At 71.0% G+C, this 20,929-nt stretch carries 18 protein-coding genes and 1 tRNA gene; 7 read left to right on the plus strand and 12 right to left on the minus strand.

The window, feature by feature from the left end:
• The first annotated feature begins 46 nt into the window (after positions 1 to 46).
• On the plus strand, positions 47 to 2,776 hold the full coding sequence (gene ppc / locus ABZ622_RS12970) for a phosphoenolpyruvate carboxylase (RefSeq protein WP_360542387.1): 2,730 nt from the start codon (positions 47 to 49) through the stop codon (positions 2,774 to 2,776).
• A gap of 27 nt (positions 2,777 to 2,803) precedes the next feature.
• Here the strand turns inward: ppc and ABZ622_RS12975 are convergent, their stop codons facing one another.
• From ABZ622_RS12975 to ABZ622_RS13005, 7 genes are all read right to left on the minus strand, one after another.
• On the minus strand, positions 2,804 to 3,274 hold the full coding sequence (locus ABZ622_RS12975; protein ID WP_360542389.1) for a hypothetical protein: 471 nt from the start codon (positions 3,272 to 3,274) through the stop codon (positions 2,804 to 2,806).
• 110 nt (positions 3,275 to 3,384) lie between these two features.
• Positions 3,385 to 3,978, minus strand: coding sequence for an aminoacyl-tRNA hydrolase (pth, locus tag ABZ622_RS12980; RefSeq protein ID WP_360542391.1), 594 nt, complete (start codon positions 3,976 to 3,978; stop codon positions 3,385 to 3,387).
• Between the two features lie 120 nt (positions 3,979 to 4,098).
• Positions 4,099 to 4,683: a 50S ribosomal protein L25/general stress protein Ctc gene (locus ABZ622_RS12985; protein WP_360542393.1), complete on the minus strand. Its 585-nt coding sequence runs from the start codon at positions 4,681 to 4,683 to the stop codon at positions 4,099 to 4,101.
• A 191-nt stretch (positions 4,684 to 4,874) separates the two neighbouring features.
• Positions 4,875 to 5,849, minus strand: coding sequence for a ribose-phosphate diphosphokinase (locus tag ABZ622_RS12990; protein ID WP_030926792.1), 975 nt, complete (start codon positions 5,847 to 5,849; stop codon positions 4,875 to 4,877).
• 120 nt (positions 5,850 to 5,969) lie between these two features.
• Complete coding sequence (glmU, locus tag ABZ622_RS12995; RefSeq protein WP_360542395.1) at positions 5,970 to 7,418, minus strand: bifunctional UDP-N-acetylglucosamine diphosphorylase/glucosamine-1-phosphate N-acetyltransferase GlmU; 1,449 nt, start codon at positions 7,416 to 7,418, stop codon at positions 5,970 to 5,972.
• Positions 7,419 to 7,526: 108 nt separating this feature from the next.
• Positions 7,527 to 7,598 (minus strand) — tRNA-Gln (locus tag ABZ622_RS13000).
• 15 nt (positions 7,599 to 7,613) lie between these two features.
• Positions 7,614 to 8,477 carry a hypothetical protein gene (locus ABZ622_RS13005; RefSeq protein WP_360542397.1) on the minus strand — a complete coding sequence of 288 codons (864 nt, stop codon included), beginning with the start codon at positions 8,475 to 8,477 and terminating at the stop codon, positions 7,614 to 7,616.
• 155 nt (positions 8,478 to 8,632) lie between these two features.
• Here ABZ622_RS13005 and ABZ622_RS13010 point away from each other — a divergent pair, with 155 nt between their 5' ends.
• A complete protein-coding gene (locus ABZ622_RS13010; RefSeq protein ID WP_360542399.1) occupies positions 8,633 to 9,949 on the plus strand; it encodes a histidine kinase in 1,317 nt (438 codons plus the stop codon).
• A 219-nt stretch (positions 9,950 to 10,168) separates the two neighbouring features.
• Here ABZ622_RS13010 and ABZ622_RS13015 read toward each other — a convergent pair whose 3' ends face one another.
• Positions 10,169 to 10,702 (minus strand): SUKH-3 domain-containing protein, encoded by a 534-nt coding sequence (locus tag ABZ622_RS13015; protein ID WP_360542401.1) that lies wholly within the window; start codon positions 10,700 to 10,702, stop codon positions 10,169 to 10,171.
• A 10-nt stretch (positions 10,703 to 10,712) separates the two neighbouring features.
• Positions 10,713 to 11,237, minus strand: coding sequence for a YwqJ-related putative deaminase (locus ABZ622_RS13020; protein WP_360542403.1), 525 nt, complete (start codon positions 11,235 to 11,237; stop codon positions 10,713 to 10,715).
• 318 nt (positions 11,238 to 11,555) lie between these two features.
• On the opposite strand from ABZ622_RS13020, the gene ABZ622_RS13025 reads away from it, so the two are divergent.
• From ABZ622_RS13025 to ABZ622_RS13035, 3 genes are all read left to right on the plus strand, one after another.
• The gene (locus ABZ622_RS13025; RefSeq protein WP_360542405.1) at positions 11,556 to 12,533 is read left to right on the plus strand and encodes an SMI1/KNR4 family protein; all 978 of its coding nucleotides are present in this window, start codon (positions 11,556 to 11,558) and stop codon (positions 12,531 to 12,533) included.
• A 5-nt stretch (positions 12,534 to 12,538) separates the two neighbouring features.
• Positions 12,539 to 15,307: an SUKH-4 family immunity protein gene (locus tag ABZ622_RS13030; RefSeq protein WP_360542407.1), complete on the plus strand. Its 2,769-nt coding sequence runs from the start codon at positions 12,539 to 12,541 to the stop codon at positions 15,305 to 15,307.
• A gap of 196 nt (positions 15,308 to 15,503) precedes the next feature.
• Positions 15,504 to 16,397 carry a cellulose-binding protein gene (locus tag ABZ622_RS13035; protein ID WP_360542409.1) on the plus strand — a complete coding sequence of 298 codons (894 nt, stop codon included), beginning with the start codon at positions 15,504 to 15,506 and terminating at the stop codon, positions 16,395 to 16,397.
• A gap of 63 nt (positions 16,398 to 16,460) precedes the next feature.
• Here ABZ622_RS13035 and ABZ622_RS13040 read toward each other — a convergent pair whose 3' ends face one another.
• Positions 16,461 to 16,847: a hypothetical protein gene (locus ABZ622_RS13040; RefSeq protein ID WP_360542411.1), complete on the minus strand. Its 387-nt coding sequence runs from the start codon at positions 16,845 to 16,847 to the stop codon at positions 16,461 to 16,463.
• A gap of 410 nt (positions 16,848 to 17,257) precedes the next feature.
• Here ABZ622_RS13040 and ABZ622_RS13045 point away from each other — a divergent pair, with 410 nt between their 5' ends.
• Together ABZ622_RS13045 and ABZ622_RS13050 are read left to right on the plus strand one after the other, a co-directional pair.
• Complete coding sequence (locus ABZ622_RS13045) at positions 17,258 to 18,274, plus strand: MarR family transcriptional regulator (protein WP_360542413.1); 1,017 nt, start codon at positions 17,258 to 17,260, stop codon at positions 18,272 to 18,274.
• Positions 18,275 to 18,354: 80 nt separating this feature from the next.
• Positions 18,355 to 18,564 carry a DUF397 domain-containing protein gene (locus ABZ622_RS13050; RefSeq protein WP_360542415.1) on the plus strand — a complete coding sequence of 70 codons (210 nt, stop codon included), beginning with the start codon at positions 18,355 to 18,357 and terminating at the stop codon, positions 18,562 to 18,564.
• A gap of 95 nt (positions 18,565 to 18,659) precedes the next feature.
• Here ABZ622_RS13050 and ABZ622_RS13055 read toward each other — a convergent pair whose 3' ends face one another.
• A complete protein-coding gene (locus ABZ622_RS13055) occupies positions 18,660 to 20,282 on the minus strand; it encodes a cation acetate symporter (RefSeq protein ID WP_360542417.1) in 1,623 nt (540 codons plus the stop codon).
• Positions 20,279 to 20,740 carry a DUF485 domain-containing protein gene (locus ABZ622_RS13060; RefSeq protein WP_360542419.1) on the minus strand — a complete coding sequence of 154 codons (462 nt, stop codon included), beginning with the start codon at positions 20,738 to 20,740 and terminating at the stop codon, positions 20,279 to 20,281. Before ABZ622_RS13060 ends, ABZ622_RS13055 begins: the two co-directional genes overlap by 4 nt.
• Between the last annotated feature and the right edge of the window lie 189 nt (positions 20,741 to 20,929).

A 20,929-nucleotide genomic window follows, 5' to 3' on the forward strand; every position in this document is an offset into this window, starting at 1 on the left:
CCCCGGGAGAACCCCCGTGCACAACCACTGCAAGGAGCCGCACACTGTGAGCAGTGCCGACCAGACCCCTGCCGCCAGCCCCGAGCTGCGCGCCGACATCCGCCGCCTCGGCGACCTCCTCGGCGAAACCCTCGTACGCCAGGAGGGTCAGGACCTACTCGACCTCGTCGAGCGCGTCCGCGCCCTGACCCGCACCGACGGAGAGGCCGCGGCCCAGCTCCTCGGCGACACGGACCTGGAGACCGCCGCGCAGCTCGTGCGCGCCTTCTCCACCTACTTCCACCTCGCCAACGTCACCGAGCAGGTCCACCGCGCCCACGAGATGCGCGACCGCCGCGCCGCCGAGGGCGGACTCCTCGCCCGGACGGCCGACCGGCTCAAGGACGCCGACCCCGACCACCTGCGCGAGACCGTCAAGAACCTCAACGTCCGGCCCGTCTTCACCGCACACCCGACCGAGGCCGCCCGGCGCTCCGTCCTCAACAAGCTCCGCCGCATCGCCGCACTCCTGGAGACCCCCGTCGTCGACGCCGACCGGCGCCGCCAGGACCTCCGCCTCGCCGAGAACATCGACCTCATCTGGCAGACCGACGAACTCCGCGTCGTCCGCCCCGAGCCGGCCGACGAGGCCCGCAACGCCATCTACTACCTCGACGAACTCCACGCCAACGCCGTCGGCGACGTACTCGAAGACCTCGCCGCCGAACTCGGACGCGTCGGCGTCGAACTGCCCGCCGGCACCCGCCCCCTCACCTTCGGCACCTGGATCGGCGGCGACCGCGACGGCAACCCCAACGTGACGCCCGCCGTCACCTGGGAAGTACTGATCCTCCAGCACGAGCACGGCATCACCGACGCCCTCGAACTCATCGACAACCTGCGCGGACTGCTCTCCAACTCCATCCGCTACACCGGTGCCACCGACGAACTGCTCACCTCGCTCGAAGCCGACCTGGAACGCCTCCCCGAGATCAGCCCGCGCTACAAGCGGCTGAACGCCGAGGAGCCCTACCGGCTCAAGGCCACCTGCATCCGGCAGAAGCTCGTCAACACCCGCGAACGCCTCGCCTCCGGCACCCCCCACCGCCCCGGCTGCGACTACCTCGGCACCGCCGAACTCATCGCCGACCTGGCACTCATCCAGACCTCACTGCGCGAGCACCGCGGCGGACTCTTCGCCGACGGCCGGATGGACCGCACCATCCGCACCCTCTCCGCCTTCGGCCTCCAGCTCGCCACCATGGACGTCCGCGAACACGCCGACGCCCACCACCACGTGCTGGGCCAGCTCTTCGACCGGCTCGGCGAGGAATCCTGGCGCTACGCCGACATGCCCCGCGACTACCGGCAGAAGCTCCTCGCCAAGGAACTCCGCTCCCGCCGCCCGCTCGCCCCCACCCCGGCCCCGCTCGACGCCGCCGGCGAGAAGACCCTCGGCGTCTTCCACACCGTCAAGGAAGCCTTCGAACGCTTCGGCCCCGAAGTCATCGAGTCCTACATCATCTCGATGTGCCAGGGCGCCGACGACGTCTTCGCCGCCGCCGTACTCGCCCGCGAAGCCGGACTCATCGACCTGCACGGCGGCTGGGCCAAGATCGGCATCGTGCCGCTCCTGGAGACCACCGACGAGCTGCGCGCCGCCGACGTCATCCTCGACGAGATGCTCGCCGACCCCTCCTACCGACGCCTCGTCTCCCTGCGCGGCGACGTCCAGGAGGTCATGCTCGGCTACTCCGACTCCTCCAAGTTCGGCGGCATCACCACCTCCCAGTGGGAGATCCACCGCGCCCAGCGCCGACTGCGCGACGTCGCCCACCGCTACGGCGTACGACTGCGCCTCTTCCACGGCCGCGGCGGCACCGTCGGCCGCGGCGGCGGCCCCTCGCACGACGCGATCCTCGCCCAGCCCTGGGGCACCCTGGAGGGCGAGATCAAGGTGACCGAGCAGGGCGAGGTCATCTCCGACAAGTACCTCATCCCCGCCCTCGCCCGCGAGAACCTGGAACTGACCGTCGCGGCCACCCTCCAGGCCTCCGCGCTGCACACCGCACCCCGCCAGTCCGACGAGGCCCTGGCCCGCTGGGACGCCGCGATGGACACCGTCTCCGACGCCGCCCACGCCGCGTACCGCAAGCTCGTCGAGGACCCGGACCTGCCGACGTACTTCCTCGCCTCCACACCGGTGGACCAGCTCGCCGACCTGCACCTGGGCTCGCGGCCCTCCCGCCGCCCCGGCTCGGGCGTCTCGCTCGACGGACTGCGGGCCATCCCGTGGGTCTTCGGCTGGACCCAGTCCCGCCAGATCGTCCCCGGCTGGTACGGCGTCGGCTCCGGACTCAAGGCACTGCGCGAGGCCGGTCTCGACACCGTCCTGGACGAAATGCACGAACACTGGCACTTCTTCCGGAACTTCCTCTCCAACGTCGAGATGACCCTCGCCAAGACCGACCTGCGCATCGCCCGCCACTACGTCGACACCCTCGTCCCCGACGAGCTCAAGCACGTCTTCGACGCCATCGAGGCCGAGCACGCACTCACCGTGTCCGAAGTCCTCAAGGTCACCGGCTCCACCGAACTGCTCGGCACCAGCCCCGTGCTCCAGCAGACCTTCGCCATCCGCGACGCCTACCTCGACCCGATCTCCTACCTCCAGGTCTCGCTGCTGGCCCGCCAGCGCGAAGCCGCAGCACGCGGCGAAGACCCCGACCCGCTGCTCGCCAGGGCCCTGCTGCTCACCGTCAACGGTGTCGCCGCAGGCCTGCGCAACACCGGCTGACCCACCGGAACGCGGGCGCGGCCCCGCTCACAACGCGACGAACGTCGCCACGAGCAGGGCCGCACCCGCGATCCCGGTACCCCAGCCGATCCGCGACAGCCGCAGACCACCACCGATCACCAGCCCCGCCAGCAACAACGCACCGCCCAACGGCACCCAGGCATGCAGAAACCCCGCCGTCCCGGTCCGCACCACATCATCCGTACCCGGCTTGATCACCACGGGGAACCGGTCACCCCGCCGCGCCGCCACGGACTTGCCGACCGTCACCCTGCTCCGCGCCGCAGCCTGCCCCGACGGCACGAACGGACCCGTACAGACATCGGCACCACAACCGGTCACGGTCATCGTGCCGTGCTCACGGCCCTTGGCCAGAACAATGTGGTGAGCCTCGTCCCAGGACGACAGCGCACCCGCCACCAGCAGCAACAGGACAACACAGCCCATGGCGGCGTTGCGGACGTAGACCAGGGCGCGGTTGGAGGAGCTCCGCTTCATGGGGAGCGATCCTTGGGCAGACCGGCACCACCGGTCAACTCATGGCCGAAAATCGCCGGGGTACCGGCGGGAATGTCAGAGATGTACGAGCCGCCACCAGCCCCGGACGTCTACGAGTTGTACGCGCTCTGCGCGCGCTCCAGACCCTCCGCCAACAGACACTCCACCGAGTCCGCCGCCCGGTCCACCAGATACCCGAGCTCCTTGCGCTCGGCGGACGAGAAGTCCTTCAGCACGAAGTCCGCGACCTGCATCCGCCCCGGCGGCCGCCCGATCCCGAACCGGACCCGGTGATAGTCCGCCCCCATCGCCCTGGTCATCGACTTCAGCCCGTTGTGCCCGTTGTCGCCACCACCCAGCTTCAGCCGCAGCGCCCCGTAGTCGATGTCCAGCTCGTCATGGACCGCCACGATGTGATCCGTCGGAACCTTGTAGAAATCGCGCAGCGCCGTCACCGGGCCGCCCGAGAGGTTCATGTACGACATCGGCCTGGCCAGAATCACCCGCCGGCTCGCCGGCCCGGGAGGACCCATCCGGCCCTCCACCACCTGCGCCTGCGCCTTCTGCGCCCGCTTGAACTTCCCGCCGATCCGCTCGGCCAGGAGATCGGCCACCATGAAGCCGACGTTGTGCCGGTTCGCCGCGTACTCGGGGCCGGGGTTGCCGAGGCCCACGATGAGCCAGGGGTCGGTGGCGTCGGACATCTCTCTCGGTCTCCTCGCGTGCGACGGCTGATTGCAGGGGGGTCGGAATACAGGGAAACGGGGCGGCGGATCCTCGTACAAGGAACCGCCGCCCCGTCAGTCAAGCAGTGCGGACGAGGCTCAGGCCTCGGCGCCCTCGGCCTCGGCGTCGGCGGTCGGCTCCTCGGCCTGCGCGGCGACGACCTGGAGCACCACGGCGTCCTCGTCACCGGCGAGCACGGAGCCCTTGGGCAGCGGGATGTCCTTGGCGAGAACGGACGCACCGGCGTCCAGGCCCGCGATGGAGACCGTGACGGACTCGGGGATGTGGGTGGCCTCGGCCTCGACGAGCAGGGTGTTCTGCACGTACTCCAGCAGGTTGCCGCCCGGGGCCAGGTCGCCCTCGACGTGCACGGCGATCTCGACGTTGACCTTCTCGCCGCGCTTGACGGTCAGCAGGTCGACGTGCTCGATGTCGCCCTTGAGCGGGTTGCGCTGCACGGCCTTCGGGATGACCAGCGCGTCCTTGCCGTCGATCTCCAGACCGATCAGGACGTTGGCGGTCTTGAGCGCCATCATCAGCTCGTGACCCGGCAGGGTGACGTGGACCGGCTCGGCACCGTGACCGTAGATGACGGCGGGGACCAGGTTGGCGCGGCGGGTGCGACGGGCGGCGCCCTTGCCGAACTCGGAACGGACCTGGGCGGCGAGCTTGACCTCAGCCATGACTGCACTCCTCGTAAGGTGACGAAACTTGGACGGTCACCCGGCCCACGACAGGCCTGCTACGAAGAGCGCGTCGATAACGGACCGCCGTACACATGAGTACGGCCTCCCTCGCCGAGCAACTCGCTGAGTCTACCCGGCGGGGAGGCCGCCCCCAAAGTGGATCTTCGGAACCGCTGTTCCCGCTGTTCCTACTGCTCCTCGAAGAGGCTCGTGACCGAACCGTCCTCGAAGACCTCACGCACCGCACGCGCGATCGTCGGCGCGATCGAGAGCACCGTGATCTTGTCCAGCTCCAGCTCGCCCGGGGTCGGCAGGGTGTCCGTGAAGACGAACTCGCTGACCTTGGAGTTCTTCAGCCGGTCCGCGGCCGGACCCGAGAGCACACCGTGTGTCGCCGTCACTATGACGTCCTCGGCACCGTGCGCGAACAGGGCGTCGGCGGCGGCGCAGATCGTGCCACCGGTGTCGATCATGTCGTCGACCAGGACGCAGACCCGGCCCTTCACATTGCCGACGACCTCGTGGACGGTCACCTGGTTGGCGACGTCCTTGTCACGGCGCTTGTGCACGATCGCCAGCGGGGCGTCCAGACGGTCGCACCAGCGGTCGGCGACCCGCACCCGGCCGGCGTCCGGCGACACGATCGTCAGCTTCGTACGGTCGACCTTGGCACCGACATAGTCGGCCAGGATCGGCAGCGCGAAGAGGTGGTCCACCGGACCGTCGAAGAAGCCCTGGATCTGGTCCGTGTGCAGGTCGACGGTGAGGATGCGGTCCGCACCCGCCGTCTTCATCAGATCCGCGACCAGACGGGCCGAGATCGGCTCGCGGCCGCGGTGCTTCTTGTCCTGGCGGGCGTAACCGTAGAACGGCACGATCACCGTGATGGAACGGGCCGACGCGCGCTTGAGCGCGTCCAGCATGATGAGCTGCTCCATGATCCACTTGTTGATCGGAGCGGTGTGGCTCTGGATCAGGAAGCAGTCGGCGCCGCGGGCGGACTCCTGGAAGCGGACGTAGATCTCACCGTTGGCGAAATCGAAGGCCTTCGTCGGCACGAGGCCGACACCCAGCTGGTGCGCAACCTCCTCGGCCAGCTCGGGGTGGGCGCGGCCGGAGAAGAGCATCAGTTTCTTCTCGCCGGTCGTCTTGATCCCGGTCACAGCACAGTCTCCTCAGACGTGTTCCTGGCGCTGCACGCATGTGTCCCGATGTGCAACGAGCCAGCCGAAATGGGGTGAGCATCTATCACGGTACGCCGTGCACGGCGTACCTGTTTCCGGTCAGCTTTCGCTGTCGTGCTCCGACACTGCGGCCTGAGCCGCCTGCGCGGCGCCGCTTCCCGGACGCTTGCGGGCCACCCAACCCTCGATATTCCTTTGCTGGCCGCGGGCGACGGCCAGCGAACCGGGCGGCACGTCCTTGGTGATGACCGAGCCGGCCGCGGTGTAGGCACCGTCCCCGACCGTGACGGGCGCCACAAACATATTGTCCGACCCGGTACGGCAGTGGGAGCCGATCGTGGTGTGGTGCTTGGCCACGCCGTCGTAGTTCACGAAGACACTGGCGGCACCGATGTTGGTGTGGTCACCGATCGTCGCGTCACCGACGTAGCTCAGGTGCGGGACCTTGGTGCCCTCGCCGATCGTGGCGTTCTTCATCTCCACGTACGTACCGGCCTTGGCCTTCGCGCCGAGGCTGGTGCCGGGCCGCAGATAGGCGTACGGACCCACCGTCGCGCCCGCGCCGACCTCGGCCCGGTCCGCGACCGTGTTGTCCACCCGGGCGCCCGCGCGGACGACGGTGTCGGTGAGCCGGGAGTTGGGGCCCACCTCGGCGTCCTCGCCCAGGTGGGTGGTGCCGAGGAGCTGGGTGCCCGGGTGCACGATCGCGTCGTGCTCGTAGGTGACGGTGGCGTCGATCAGCGTGGACGCCGGGTCCACGACGGTCACCCCGGCCAGCATGGCGCGCTCCAGCAGCCGCTGGTTCAGCAGCCGCCGGGCCTCGGCGAGCTGGACCCGGTTGTTGATGCCGAGGATCTCGCGGTGGTCCGGGGCGACCGAGGCGCCGACCCGGTGCCCGGCCTCGCGCAGGATGGAGAGGACGTCGGTGAGGTACTCCTCGCCCTGGCTGTTGTCGGTGCGGAGCTTGCCGAGGGCGTCGGCGAGCAGCCGGCCGTCGAAGGCGAAGACCCCGGAGTTGATCTCCCGGATCGCGCGCTGGGCGTCGGTGGCGTCCTTGTGCTCGACGATCGCGGTGACAGTGCCGTCGGCCGGGTCGCGGACGATGCGGCCGTAGCCGGTGGAGTCCGGCACCTCGGCGGTGAGCACGGTGACGGCGTTGGAGTCGGCCGTGTGGGTGGCGGCGAGCGCGGTGAGCGTCTCGCCGGAGAGCAGCGGGGTGTCGCCGCAGACGACGATCACGGTGCCGTCGACGGTGCCGCCGAGCTCGTCGAGCCCGACGCGCACGGCGTTGCCGGTGCCCTTCTGCTCGGCCTGGTGGGCGGTGCGCAGCCGGTCGTCGACGGCGGTGAGATGCGCGGTGACCTGCTCGCTCCCGTGGCCGACGACCACGACGAGGTGCTCGGGGTCCAGCTCGCGGGAGGCGGTGACGACATGTCCGACGAGCGACCGCCCGGAGATCTCGTGCAGAACCTTGGGGGTCTTCGACTTCATGCGGGTGCCCTCACCCGCTGCGAGGACGACGACGGCTGCCGGGCGGTTGACGCTCACGGGTATGTCCTTCGGCTTCGGGTGGGGGACATCCGAAGGATACCGGGGGGCCGGTGAGCGGACATGGGTGAGGGCCCCGACCTTGCTGGTCGGGGCCCGTCACGTGAGCTCCGCCGGCTGGATTCGAACCAGCGTCTCAAGGCTCCAAAGGCCTGCGGGATGCCGCTACCCCACGGCGGATCACTGGGTCAGACCTTACCCGAGGCGGAGTTGGGCCTGATGCGCGATGCCGCGCCACCACCCTTCAATTCGACGATACAACTCAGCTCCTTGCGAGACCCGGATGACCAGGCACCCCTGGTAGGCCTCTCCCACGTTCTTGCGGACGGTCTTCGGGTTGTGCTTCTTGAGCGTTGTCTTCTGGAAGGCTGAGGTATCGACGCCAACCAGATCGGCCCAGAACTGCTTGGCTGCCTCCACGTCCGCCGTTTCGTGGATCATGAGCCTGTAGCGCAGGCGCTCCGGCTCGATGCCGAGAAGTGAAAGCCAGGCGAGGTAGACCTGGATCACGTCGGGATCGCTGTTGATGAACGTGACGGTTTCTCGTCGGTCGTAGGTCTTGTCCTTTGTTCCCTCTGCCCAGTACAGAGCGACTCCGGTGACGAAGAGCTCTCGGTTTGTCATGACACCGACTTCGCTCTTCGCGTCGGCCTTCGTCCGTTGCCGCTCGGCGTCCCGTACGGCCAGCTCGTGGTCCCAGCGAAGCCGTCCGGCGAGCCGTGCCTGCTCGACGGCGGTGCGGCTTCGCTCAGGCTTCGGCAGATCCCGCACCCACAGTGAGATGGAGCTTTTCGAGCACCCCAGCTCGACCTGGATCTGGTCGTACGTCATGCCCTGGAGGCGCAGTTCGCGGGCCTTTTCGCGAAGGTCGTCCTTGGCGTTCGGGCGTTTCGTCCATTCCGGGGCCGGTTCGCCTTCCAGGAGGCGGTTCAGGATGTCGTTGTTGTCCACGAGCAGCCGGTCGCGGATCCGGCGGCGGCTGAGTCCCTCCCGGCGTAACGCGATCGCCTGCTCGCGCAGGTCTTCGAAGTTGGTGTACTTGCTCGTGATTTCCGTCATGTGAAGATCGTCGTCCGGAATACGGACGTCCGGTGCGAAAGTCTGCTCGATTCGCCATTTCAAGCGATAAGTAGCTGTTTCGTCTCCGCTCTGCGGGCGGACGTGCTGTCCAGGTCGCCCGAAATTGAGGTGCGGCCGCCCGTAGGCTGGACGGCATGACCGCAACGGGGGCAGACCTGGAAGCGGCGGGATCGACCACCCGCGGCTACTGGTGGTGGGAACGGCGGCGCAGTGTCGCCCTGGATGTGGGGCTCGCGCTCCTGTCGGCGCTGGAATGCGCACTGGAGGGGGTGGAGTTCGCGGGCGACACCGGGCTGCCGGTGCCGGCGGGGGTGTTGTTCGGGCTGTTGGTGGGGGCCGTGCTGGTGGTACGGCGGCGGTGGCCGATCGCCGTGGTGCTGGTCGCGATCGCGACGACGCCCGCCGAGATGGGCTTCCTGATGGGCCTGGTCGGCCTCTACACGCTGGCTGCCTCCGAAGTGCCGCGAAGAATCACCGCGGTGCTCATGGGCATGTCCTTCATGGGGACGTTCATCGTCACCTATGTACGGCTGCGGCAGAGCGTCGATGAGCAGGCCGATTTCGGGCCCGGCGACTGGTACGTACCGCTGATCTCCCTCTTCATGTCGCTCGGGCTGACCGCGCCCCCGGTGCTGTTCGGCCTCTACATAGGGGCTCGGCGGCGGCTGATGGAGAGCCTGCGGGAGCGGGCGGACTCGCTGGAGCGGGAACTGTCGCTGCTCGCCGACCGGGCCGAGGAGCGGGCGGAGTGGGCACGTACGGAGGAGCGCCACCGGATCGCCCGCGAGATGCATGACGTGGTTGCCCACCGGGTCAGCCTGATGGTGGTGCACGCTGCCGCGCTCCAGGCCGTCGCGCCGAAGGATCCGGCGAAGGCGGTGCGGAACGCGGCGCTGGTCGGTGACATGGGCCGGCAGGCGTTGACGGAGTTGCGGGAGATGCTCGGGGTGTTGCGGGCGGGGGAGTCGGGGACGGTCCGGGCGGCCTCGGTGCCGCTCGCCTCGGTCGGTCAGGCCGCTGCTGCCGCCGCGGCGGCGGCAGCCACGGAGGACGGGCCCCGGCTGCACGAGGTGGAGACCCTGGTGGGGGAGTCCAGGGCGGCGGGGATGACGGTGGAGCTGTCGGTGGACGGCGAGGCCCGCGGGTATCCGCCCGAGGTCGAGCAGACGGCGTACCGGGTGGTGCAGGAGGCCCTGACGAACGTGCACAAGCACGCGGCGGGTGCGAAGACCTGGGTGCGGCTGGCGCACCGCGGCGCGGAGGTCGCGATGCAGGTGGAGAACGGTCCCTCGGACGCGGCCACGGCGGACGCGGGGCTGCCGAGCGGGGGCAACGGTCTGGTCGGGATGCGGGAGCGGGTGCTGGGGCTCGGCGGGGTCTTTGTCTCGGGTCCGACGGACGCGGGTGGTTTCCGGGTGTCGGCGGTGCTGCCGGCCCGGGGGGCTGCCTGAGCCGGTGCCCGGTGGGCCGGTGTTGTGGGGCTGCCTGAGCCGGTCCGACGGGCCGGCGCCGCGGGGTTGCCTGAGCCGCTCCGGCGGGCCGGTGTTGTGGGCCGGGCCGAGTGGTGGGATCGGGACGAGGTGGGCCGGGCCGAGCGGTGGGCCGGGCCGACGCGGTGGGTTCGGGACGGGGTGGGCCGGGCCTCGGGTCTGCGGGGGTGGGGCGCGGGTTCAGTCCGAGACGAGGCGGTCGGGCTGGATCCCTGTGATCAGGGTCGCCAGTGCCTGGTCGATGTCCGGGCCGAGGTACCAGTCGCCGGTGTGGTCGATGCTGTAGACGCGGCCCTCGGTGTCGATGGCCAGGACCGCCTGTCCGTCCCCTTCCTCGCCCAGCGGGCTGACCTCGGTCTTCAGGGCCCGGCCGAGGTCGCCGAGGGTGCGGGCGAGATGGAGGCCGCTCAGCGGGTCGATGCGGACCGGGGCGGGTGCGATCTGGCGGCCCGGTGCGGAGGCGGTGATGTGGAGTCCGCCGAATTCGGCCCATGCCTCCACGGCCGCGGGGAAGACCGCGTGCTGGTGGCCGGCGGGTGAGGCGTGCGAGCGCAGTGCGTCGGCCCACTCCTCGGCCTGCCGGATGTCCCAGCGGCCGGGTTGCCAGCCTGCGGCGCGCAGCGCGGCGTCGACGGAGACGGGGAAGCGGGTGGTGGCGTTGCGGTCGCGGTCCGCTGGGCCCGTCTGTTCGGGTACGTCGGTTCGGTCGTGCATCGGCGTGCGGTCAGCCCTTCTCGGCGGTGGTCGCCGCTCCGGTGGTCGTGAGGTCGACGGGACGTACGCCGAAGTGGGCGAGCATCGCTGTGCAGGAGCGGCACGGTGGTGCGTAGCTGCCGTGCATCGGGTCGCCGTCCTCACGGATGCGCCGTGCGGTGAGCCGCGAGTGCTTCAGGGCGCGCCGGGCTTCGCCGTTGGTCAGCGGCTTGCGCTGGGCGCGCTTGGAGCGGGTTGTTTCCGCGGCGGTGAGCTGCCGGGAGAGCAGTATCGCTTCGGGGCAGCGGCCGGTGAAGCGTTCCCGCCGGCTGCTGGGGAGGGTGTCGAGGAAGTCCTGGACGAGTGGGTGCAGTACGGGGGGTTGGTCGCCCTTGCCCGCGGTGCAGGTCAGGGTTTCACCGCGGACGGACAGTGCCGCGGCGATCGCGGGCAGGATGCCGTCGCGGCGGTGTCGCAGGCGTGGTGCGCGGCCGGTTTCGGTGCTGCTCCAGCTGAGGCGTGGATCCCCGGATGTGACTGATTGTGCGGTGTGCATGGTGCTTTCCCTCCCGTGCCGGCAGCGGTAGCTGCGCGATGTGCACGCCCCCGAGTTGCGGTGACAGCCTGCCAAATGTCCCGGCTGGTGGGGAAGCTGGGGCGGTGAAACGTGTGTCCGTGTCGCTCGTCCGTGGTGGGAGCGTCGCTCGTCAGTCACGTCGTTGTGACGGTTCGTGACGGATGCGGAGGGGGAGGCGTAGGACAGGTCACATGGGCGAGACCAGCTCTTGCACCACCGCATAGGCTGTGCCCGGACCGGGCCTGTCCCAGGGCGGGGCCGGTCCTCACCAGCCAGACGCAGCAGGGGGCAACCGCCATGACGACAGGTCGGCTCGGGCAGCAATCCGCGCCACCGAACGCGGCCTACGCCGGGCAGCTCGTGCATTTCCCGGACCCGGTCCGGGCGTCCCGCCATCCCGGCGGTGTGCGCATGGATGAGAACGGGAGCCCGGTCTTCGCGCCGTACGCGCGTGCCGCCGCCGAGATCGCCGAGCCGCCGCAGGGTTTCGGGGTCGATGAGCTGCGGCTCACCGACTATGTCTCGGCCAATGCGGCGCTGGCGGCGAGTGGTCATGAGCTGTGGGACACGATTCCGGCGGTCGCCACTCCGCACGGCTGGACGTGGCACCACGTGCCCGGGGGCCGGCGCATGGAGCTGGTCCCGGTCGAGGTGAAGGCGCTGCTGAGGCATCACGGCGGCCTCGCCGCGACGGCGGTCGACCACAACAAGCGGGGCACCCGTCCGTTGCAGGAGACCCGGCCCGCGCACTTCCGGCTGCCGAAGGGGGCCGTGGCGGTGAGCGAGTCGCAGGTCCTGGGGGTCGAGGAGGATCTCGGCTACCGGCTGCCGGGTGCCTATCGTTCGTTCCTCAAGGCGGCGGGCGGTTCGGCGCCGGTGGGTGCGGCGCTCGACGCGGAGCTGGGGCTGCTGGTCGACCAGCCGTTCTTCACGGTGCGTGAGCAGGCCGGGGTGAACGACCTGGTGTACGTCAACAAGTGCTTGCGCGACCACCTCACCAAGGATTTCCTGGGCGTCGGTTTCGTCCAGGGCGGGATCGTCGCGGTGAAGGTGAAGGGGAACGGCGTCGGCTCGGTCTGGTTCTGTGCGTACGACGACGCCCGGGACCAGGACGGCTGGAACGTGCAGGAGCGGGTGGACCGGCTGCTGCTGCCGTGCGGGAGTGACTTCGACGCCTTCCTGCAGCGTCTGGCGGGCAATCCGCCGGAGCTGGAGACCGTGGCGAACCTGATGGTGGACGGCGGCTTCGCGCGGGCCGTCCCGGTGGAGGGGTGAGCGCGATGGTGACCTTTGCGCAGGCGCAGGAGCGCGCGGACGAGTGGATCAACGGCGATGTGCCCGCGTACCAGCACCGTGAGGTGCGGGTGCGGGAGTTCGAGCTGGGTTTCGTGGTGTGGGGCGAGGACCGTGCCGAGGGCCCGGTCTCGGACGGTGGCCGGCAGCGGCTGGTGATCGCCAGGGACAGCGGTGAGGCCACGTTGTGGCCGGGGCTGCCGGTGGGCGAGGTGATCCGGCGGTACGAGGAGGAGTACGGCGTCGGTGCGGCTGCCGCGACTGCTCCGGAGCCGCCGCAGCGCATCGATCTCAATCAGACGTCGTTCCTGTTGAGCCCTCCGGAGTGGCTCCAGGAAGCGGCCGACAAGCTGGGCATCCCGGACCGCCGCGAGGGCCAGGGCGGGGACGCGGCGCCTCCCGCCGCCCAGGCGTCCCCGTCCGCCCCGGCGCCCCTGCCCGCCCCGGCGTCCCCGGCCGCGCCGGTCTCGCCGGCTCCGGCCTTCTCCGCGCCGCCTGCTGTTCCGGCCGCCCCGGTCGGTCAGGCGGGGCCGGGTTCGCACGGCGGTCAGGTCGCGTACGAGCCCACCGCCAACGACGGTGTCCCGGCTGCCGTGCCGAACGTGCCTGCCGGGGCCACCCCGTGGGCCGGTACGGACACGAACGCGGACACCGACGACGGGGCGGTGCCGCTGCCGGCCACGGTGTTCGCGCCGCCGCTCTCGGGTGCCGACGACGACGGCACCCCGCCGCCGGTCGTGCCGGCCGATGCGCCGACGGCCCTGATGTCGGGCGGGAGCCAGTTGCCGCGGACGGCGATCGTGCCGGGTCTCGGCCCGCAGGGTGGTGTCCCCGGTGTTCCGCCGGGCGGCGTCCCCGGTTTTCCGCCGGGTGCTCCGGGTGCTCCGGGTGCTCCGGGCGCGGGTGGTGCCGGTGACATAGCTGATGCGGCCACCAGCAAGGCTGTCGTGCCGCCGCGTGGTGCGCGTGGCGGAGGCCCGTCGGCCCCGCCGCCGCCCGGTGTTCCGGGCACCCCGGGTGCCAGGCCGGGCGCGCCCGTGCCGCCGCCCTCGGGGCCGGGTGCGCCCGGCGCCCCGGCGGGCGGGTACCTGCCGACGCAGCTCGCCCCTCAGTCGGGCCCGCCCGGCCCGCCCGGGGCTCCTGGCGCCCCTGGTGCTCCTGTGCCGCCTCCGCCGCCCCCCGGTTCGACGCCTCCGCCCGGTGGCGGGGTGCATCATGCCGCGACGATGCTGGCCGACCCGAGCATGGGTGGCATGGGCCCGCTCCAGCCGCCCGCGCCTCCTGGCCCGCCCGGTCCGCCCGGTGCCCCTGGTGCTCCTGGTGCTCCTGGTGTGCCGCAGCCTCCGGGGCCGCCCGGGGTTCCTGGTGCTCCTGTGCCGCCTCCGCCGCCCCCCGGTTCGACGCCTCCGCCCGGCGGTGGGGTGCATCATGCCGCGACGATGCTGGCCGACCCGAGCATGGGTGGCATGGGCCCGCTCCAGCCGCCCGCGCCTCCTGGCCCGCCCGGTCCGCCCGGTGCTCCTGGTGCCCCTGGTGCTCCTGGTGTGCCGCAGCCTCCGGGTCCGCCCGGGGTTCCCGGTGCTCCTGTGCCGCCTCCGCCGCCCGGTGGTGGGGTGCATCATGCCGCGACGATGCTGGCCGACCCGAGCATGGGTGGCCCCGGCATGGGCGGCCTCGGCGCACCGCAGCCGCCCGGTCCGCCCGGCACCCCCGGCCCCGTACCGCCGAATTCGCACACCCCGCCGCCCGCGGCGTACGGCTATCCGCAGGCGCCGAGCGGTCAGCCGACCGTCGGGCCCGGCTACCAGGCCGTGCTGCGCTACCGCGGGCCCGACGGCAGCGAGCAGCAGCTGATCCGGCGTTCGGCGCCCGGCACCCCGCACCCCGAGTGGCAGATGCTGCACGAGCTGCGGGCGATGAATGTGCCGCCGCAGCAGGTCATCGAGCTGCACACCGAGCTGGAGTCCTGCGAGCTGCCCGGTGGCTACTGCGCGCGGATGATCCGGGAGACCTGGCCGCAGGTGCGGATCACCAGCGTCGCGCCGTACGGCACCGATCACGCCAGCCGTCAGCAGGGCATGCAGCATCTGCTCACCCACCAGGGCGAGCTGCATCAGGTGGCGGACGGGCCGGCCCGTCCGGCGCCGATGCGGGCCCCGCTGCCGCAGATGCCGCCCGCGATGGCGGCGCCGCCGGAGGTCATCGCGGAGGAGCTGCTGCAGACCTTCGGGCCGCAGGGCATCTGCCGCTTCGATCAGCGCGCCGTGTCCCGCCAGGGCGTGCCCGAGACCGTGGCGCGGACGCTGGTGTGGGCGGGGCTGCCCGCCGACTTCGGGCCGTTCTTCTGGGCGCAGCCGGGTCAGCCGGTGGTGCCGACGCTGGCCGAGCTGGCCGCGCAGCGCCAGGTGCAGCCCGCCCCCGACGCGGGGTCGTACCTCGTCATGGGGTCGGACTTCGGGCGGGCGATCTGTGTCCAGTACGGGACCGCGAACATCGTGGCCGTGCCGGTCGAGGCGGGGCCGGGCGGGCAGTCGGTGCCGCCGCAGTTCGTGAACACCGGGCTGCCGGAGTTCCAGCGCTCGATGGCGCTGCTCGGCCGGATGTGGCGGCTGCGCTTCGGGCTCGACCCGGAGCAGGCGGGACGCTGGACGGTCGACTTCCAGGCTCAGCTGGTGGCGCTGGACGCGGCGGCGCTGGCGTCGCCGGAGAGCTGGTGGTCGGTGCTTCTGGAGCAGATGTGGGACGGGCTGATCTGACCCGGCAGGCCCGCTGACGGCGCCCGGTTCCCGAGAGGGGGCCGGGCGCCGTGCTGTGTGCCGCGTGTTGTCCGTGCTGCTTGTGATGCCTGTCGCTTCCGTCCGGAATACAGCCAATCGATTCCGACTTCTTGGCCAATTGCCGCATCCTTGACGTATTGCTGGTGGGTCGGAGAGTCGGAAAGAGGCTTCAAGGATGAGTTCTGCACCGGTGTCCGCGCATGGCTTCGTCGGCGGACGGGGGCGTGGCTACCGTCCGGAGCAGGTGGACCGCATGGTGGCCGGGCTGTCGGCGGAGCGCGACGCGGCGCTGGACGAGGTGTCCCGGCTGACGGCGCTGGTGGAGGAGCTGTCGGCGGAGTCGGTCCGGCTGAGCGAGGTCGTCGCCACGCTCGCCCCGCAGAACTACGAGTCGCTGGGCGAGCGTGCCCAGCAGATCCTGGCCCTCGCCGGGAGCGAGGCGGAGACCGTACGGGGCACCGCCCAGGAGGAGGCGCAGGCGCTCACGGACGCGGCGGACGAGGCGGGCCGGGCGCTTCGCGGCTCGGCGCGGGCGGACGCCGAGGCCATGCGGGCGGCGGCCGTGACCCACGCCGACGAGGCGCTGGCCACGGCGAAGAGCGCCGCCGACGAGGCGGTCGCCGAGGCCCGTACGGAGGCCGCGGAGGTGCGGGAGCGGTCCGAGGCCATGATGACGGAGACGAGCCACCGCACCGAGAGCGTCCTCGCGCACCAGGAGCAGGAGCACTCCGAGCGGTGGCAGGCGGCGGAGTTCGAACTGGCCGGGGCCGAGGCCGCGCAGTCGGCGCACCACGACGAGCTGACCGAGCAGGCGGAGGCCCGGCTGGAGGAGGCGCGGCGGGCGCTCGCGGAGACGGAGGAGGCCGCCCGGCACGGTCAGGAGGACGCCGAGGCGCGGGCCGCGGAGCTGATCGCGGAGGCCAGGGTCCGTGAGGAGCGGGTGGTCCGGGAGACGGAGCGGATCGTGCGGGAGCACGAGGAGGGCCGCGACGAGGTGCAGGCGCACATGGCTCACGTACGGAATTCGCTCGCGGCGCTCACCGGACGGGTGACACCGGCGGAGGACTGAGCCGGCTGCTCGGCATTCCCGGTACCGGCGGTACGGGGCGGGTCGCGATCCGATCCCATCCGACTACGCGGGCTTCTCCGCAGCCGTACGGAATCGTCCGAGGAGTTCTTGGGCGGGCGCGCTGTCCGCGTCGAAACTGTGGATCCCCGCCTGCCCGTCCGGGACGGCCGGTCCCCACAGCCGTACGTCGTGGCATTGGAAGCAGAAGGCCAGCTGGAAGAGCAGGCCGGTGGCACCGTGGACCCGGATGCCCCAGCCCGGGATGAAGCAGCGGCGCATCTCGCCGTCCGGCAGGTCGCCGACCAGGGTCAGGACCTGATCGACCTGGGGCGCCTCCCAGTGAGCGACCTCGTCGCCGGTCAGGTCCTCGGCGCCGAAATGCCTGTTCGGATCGGTGATGCGGACGACCTCGATCAGTTCGGCCGTCTTGTGGATGGTCGGGAGCAGCATGCGAACAGAATCGCCGACCGCGTTCGCGTGTGCCAGGGGCGTACGCGCCTCGCATCGAGATACGGGATACGAGCTACGAGAGCCGGGTTTCGAGCTTCGAGCTTCGGATGGGCTTGTGCACTCTTTCGGGTTGCGGGGCGGAGGGCAGGGGCCGGGTCTTGAGCTTCGGGCTTCGGGGGCCGGGATCCGGACGTCGGGATTCGAGCGATGTCGTACAACCGGTAGGGAAAAGAAGGGGGTTGGGAAAACCTCCCCGCCCTCCCCGACCCGTCACGGCCAGCAAGTATGACTAGTCGTGACCGACTTGCGGCGCGCAGTCTCGGCTGCTTACGGTGCCAAATGCAACGACCCCGACGCGGTGTTACCAGCACCGGCCGGGGTCTGACCCCAAGATCGAGAGTGGCGATCCCGTGGCTGTTTCAAACCTTAGCCCTGCCCTGTGCGCGCCCGCATCCTCGCGCCCGCACCCGAAGGCCCGCCCCGGTTACGGAAAGCGATCCGTACCGGAGCAACGTCCGCCGCGCGAGGCCGACTTCGCGTTGCTGCCCGATCGCGAACGGCACATCGCCGGTTACGTGGATGCCCTGCCCGAGGGCGCGGCGATGGACATCAAGTCGCTGGCGAAGAGTCAGCCCCTGTACGGGCAGATGGCCGTCGGCAGTGCGCTGCGGGCCCTGGGGGTGGCCGGTCATCTGCGACATGTCCGGTGCCTGGGCGGCGAGAGCGGCGAGAGTGGCGACCAGGTCCGCTGGGTCACTCGTACCTTCTGGTCGCGGGTCGCTCACGACAACGAGTGGTGGGACACCTTCCTCGCCGCCGAGGAGCGCCGGTCCGTGCCGATGCCGACCGCGAAGGCGGTGGAGCCCCCGGTGCCTGCCGCGCCCGAGGTGGGCGCCCCGGCCCAGGTGCCTGCGCCTGCGCCTGCGGCTGTTCCAGTGCCTGTTCCAGCGCCCGAGCCCATGCACGTACCGGTACAGCCGTCCGCCCCGGTGGTGCCGCAGCAGCGCACGGCAGGGCCTCGGTCGGATCCGCAGTCTCCGTCGGGGCCTTCTCCCGCCTTTGCCGCCCTGGCCCGCCTCGGCCGTACGGACTCCCGTCTGGCCCTCTCGGCAGCGGACTGTGCGGCGCTGGAGCAGGCGGCGGCCGAGTGGTTCGCGCGCGGTGTGGACGCCGACTACCTGACGCACGCCCTCACCGCCGGGCTCCCCGCGTCCGTCGACTCACCTTTCGGCTTCGTCCGCCGCCGCCTCCGCGACAAGCTCCCGCCCCGCCTGCCCGCCACGACCCCGGCCGCGCAGGCAACTCCCGTACGCCGCCTGATGATGGAGTGCACCGAGTGCGGTGCACCCGGGAGGCCCGAGGCGTTCCGCGACGGCCTGTGCAGGCCCTGCCGGGAGTCCGGGCCGGTGGTCCGACCGGCTCCGTGAGGCGGCGGCCTCTGCCCGGCCGGGGCTCTGTCCCCAGCGGCCTCCGTGGCCATGATCAGCCAGTTACGAAAGGGTTCTCCGTGACGACCGAATCCCCCCGCTGGTTCAAGTCCTCCTACAGCGACAACGGTGGTGCCTGCGTCGAGGTCGCCGCCAATCTCGTCGGCTCGCTCGGTGTCGTCCCCGTCCGTGACTCGAAGAGCGCGAGCGGTCCCGTTCTGAGCACCTCCCCCGCCGCATTCGCCACCTTCGTGGCAGGTGTGAAGGCTGGAGAGTTCGGCTCGGTCTGACCGCACCCGCTGCAACGACTGCAACGACGACAGCCCCGCACCCCCGATCGACCCGGAGTGTGCGGGGCTGTCGTCGTGCTGCCCGGCGGCCGGGTTCAGCGTTGAGGTGGTGTCGGTTGTACGCCCGCCAGGATCCGGGGCTCCTCGCTCTGGTAGAGGCGGCGTGCCGCCGGAGCCGTGTGGCGGGGGAGCACCGTGCCGAGCCAGCCCGCCAGGAATCCGGCGGGGATGGAGACGAGCCCGGTGGTGGTGTACGGGAACCAGTTGAAGTCGTGGTCGGGGAAGACCGAACTCGGTGAGCCGGAGACCAGGTTGGTGCCGGTGATCAGCACCAGGGTGGTGAGGGTGCCGACGATGAGGGTGCAGAGCAGCCCGGTACGGGTGAAGCGCCGCCAGAACATGCTGTAGAGGAGCGCCGGGGCGAGCGCGGACGCGCCGACGCAGAACGAGAGCGTCGCCAGTGCCTGTACGTTCCAGTGCCTGGCCACGACCGCGAGAATGGTGGCGAGCAGTCCGATCACGATCGCCGAGGCCTGTGCCGTACGCATCTCGGACAGGCCGGCCAGCGGCTTGCGGCCCGGGTCGCGCACCCCGTGCAGTCCGTGCGCGAACAGGTCGTGGGCGAGGGAGTTGGCGCAGGAGAGGATCATTCCGGCGACCGAGGCGAGCAGGGTCAGGAAGATCGCCGTCGTCATCGTCGTGATGATCAGGGCCCCCAGCTGAGTGCCGTTGGCGACCTCTCCGCTGATCTGGAGGATCGCGCTGTTCCCGGAGGCCCCGGCGGCGGTGATGCCCTCGTGGCCGACGAGTGCGCCCGCGCCGAAGCCGATCACGACGAGCAGCAGGCAGATCGCGGCGACCACGGAGACCGCCCAGGACATCGAGCGCCGGACGGCCTGTGTGGAGCGGGCGCTCGACATGCGCATGGTGACGTGCGGCAGGCAGGCGGCGCCGAGCACCACGGTCAGCTCGGAGCTGACCATGTCGAGCCCGCTGCCCTCGAACTGGAGCCCCGAGCGCAGATAGTCGGCGCCCGCGCCGCTGCTCTGGCGGGCGGCCGAGATCAGTGAGTCGGTGTTCCAGTCGAACCGGTTCATGATCATCACGGCGATGGTGAACGCGGCCACGAAGAGGACCACGGTCTTCACGATCTGGATCAGCGAGGTGCCCTTCATGCCGCCGATCGCCGCGTAGCCGATCATCAGGGTGCCGAGCCCGATGATGGCGCCGGTGCGGAACCCGGAGGTGTCGAACCCCAGGATGAAGGCGAGGAGATCGCCGCTGCTGGCGAGCTGGACGACCATCATCGGGATGAGCGCGGCGAGGGTGGCCGCGCAGGCGGTGATGCGGACGGCACGGCCGGGGGCGCGGCGGATCAGTACATCGCCCATGGTGAACCCGCCCGCGTTGCGCAGCGGTTCGGCCAGCAGGAACATCAGCAGCACGAGCGAGAGGGTGATGCTCAGGGCGAGGATCATCCCGTCGTAGCCGGTGAGGGCGATGATGCCGGTGGTGCCGAGCACGGTGGCCGCGGAGAGGTAGTCGCCCGCGAGGGCGAGCCCGCTCTGCAGGGGCGAGAGCGAGCGGGAGCCGGTGTAGAACTCGTCGACGTCGTCGCGGTCCGGGCCGGTCATCACGCAGAGCAGCAGCGCCACGGTGCCCACGGCGAGGAAGGCCACCAGGGACATCGACTGCGCGGAGTTGTCGAATCCGTTCACCGGGCCGCTCCTGCTCTTCGCAGCCGGGCGGCGAGCGGGTCGACCGTGCGCCGGGCGGTCCGCTCGTACAGGTGGATGGCGAGGAGGGTCACGGGGAGCTGGCAGAGCCCCAGCGCCAGGCCGAGGTTGAGGCCGCCGAACAGGGGGCGGTCCAGCAGTTCCTTGGCGTACCCGGAGAGCAGCAGGAAGACCACGAAGTAGCCGAGCGCGGTCAGTGCCGCGGTGCGCCGCAGCAGCCGGTACGCGGTGCGCAGCCGGCGCAGGTCGCTGTGGCTGCCGGGGGCGGAGGCGGCGGTGTCGGCCCCGTTCGGCGAGCCGGGGGCCGGTGCGGTCTCCGAGCTCTGCCAGGGCAGCAGGTAGTCGGGGTGGTGCGGAGGCGGCCGATGCTGCGGGGCGGGACTGGGCAGCGGTCCGGGCCAGGAGGAGTGGGGGGTCGGGGGCGGGTTTCCGTGCGACATCGGGGTGCTGCTCCTTGCATGGCTCGGGTCCTGGGGCGGGCGGCAAGGCAGGAGTGCGGGTGCGTGCGGATGCGCGAACATTACTTGTGAGTACGGCAGTTGGGGAATGGCTGGCGTGAATTACCAGCGGTAATGGCTCAGTTGCGTGAGGCCGGGTGAACCGGAGATGGCGGCCGGGCGTGAACGCGG

The sequence above is a fragment of the Streptomyces sp. NPDC007164 genome, from assembly GCF_040634135.1.
Taxonomy (GTDB): Bacteria; Actinomycetota; Actinomycetes; order Streptomycetales; family Streptomycetaceae; genus Streptomyces; species Streptomyces sanglieri.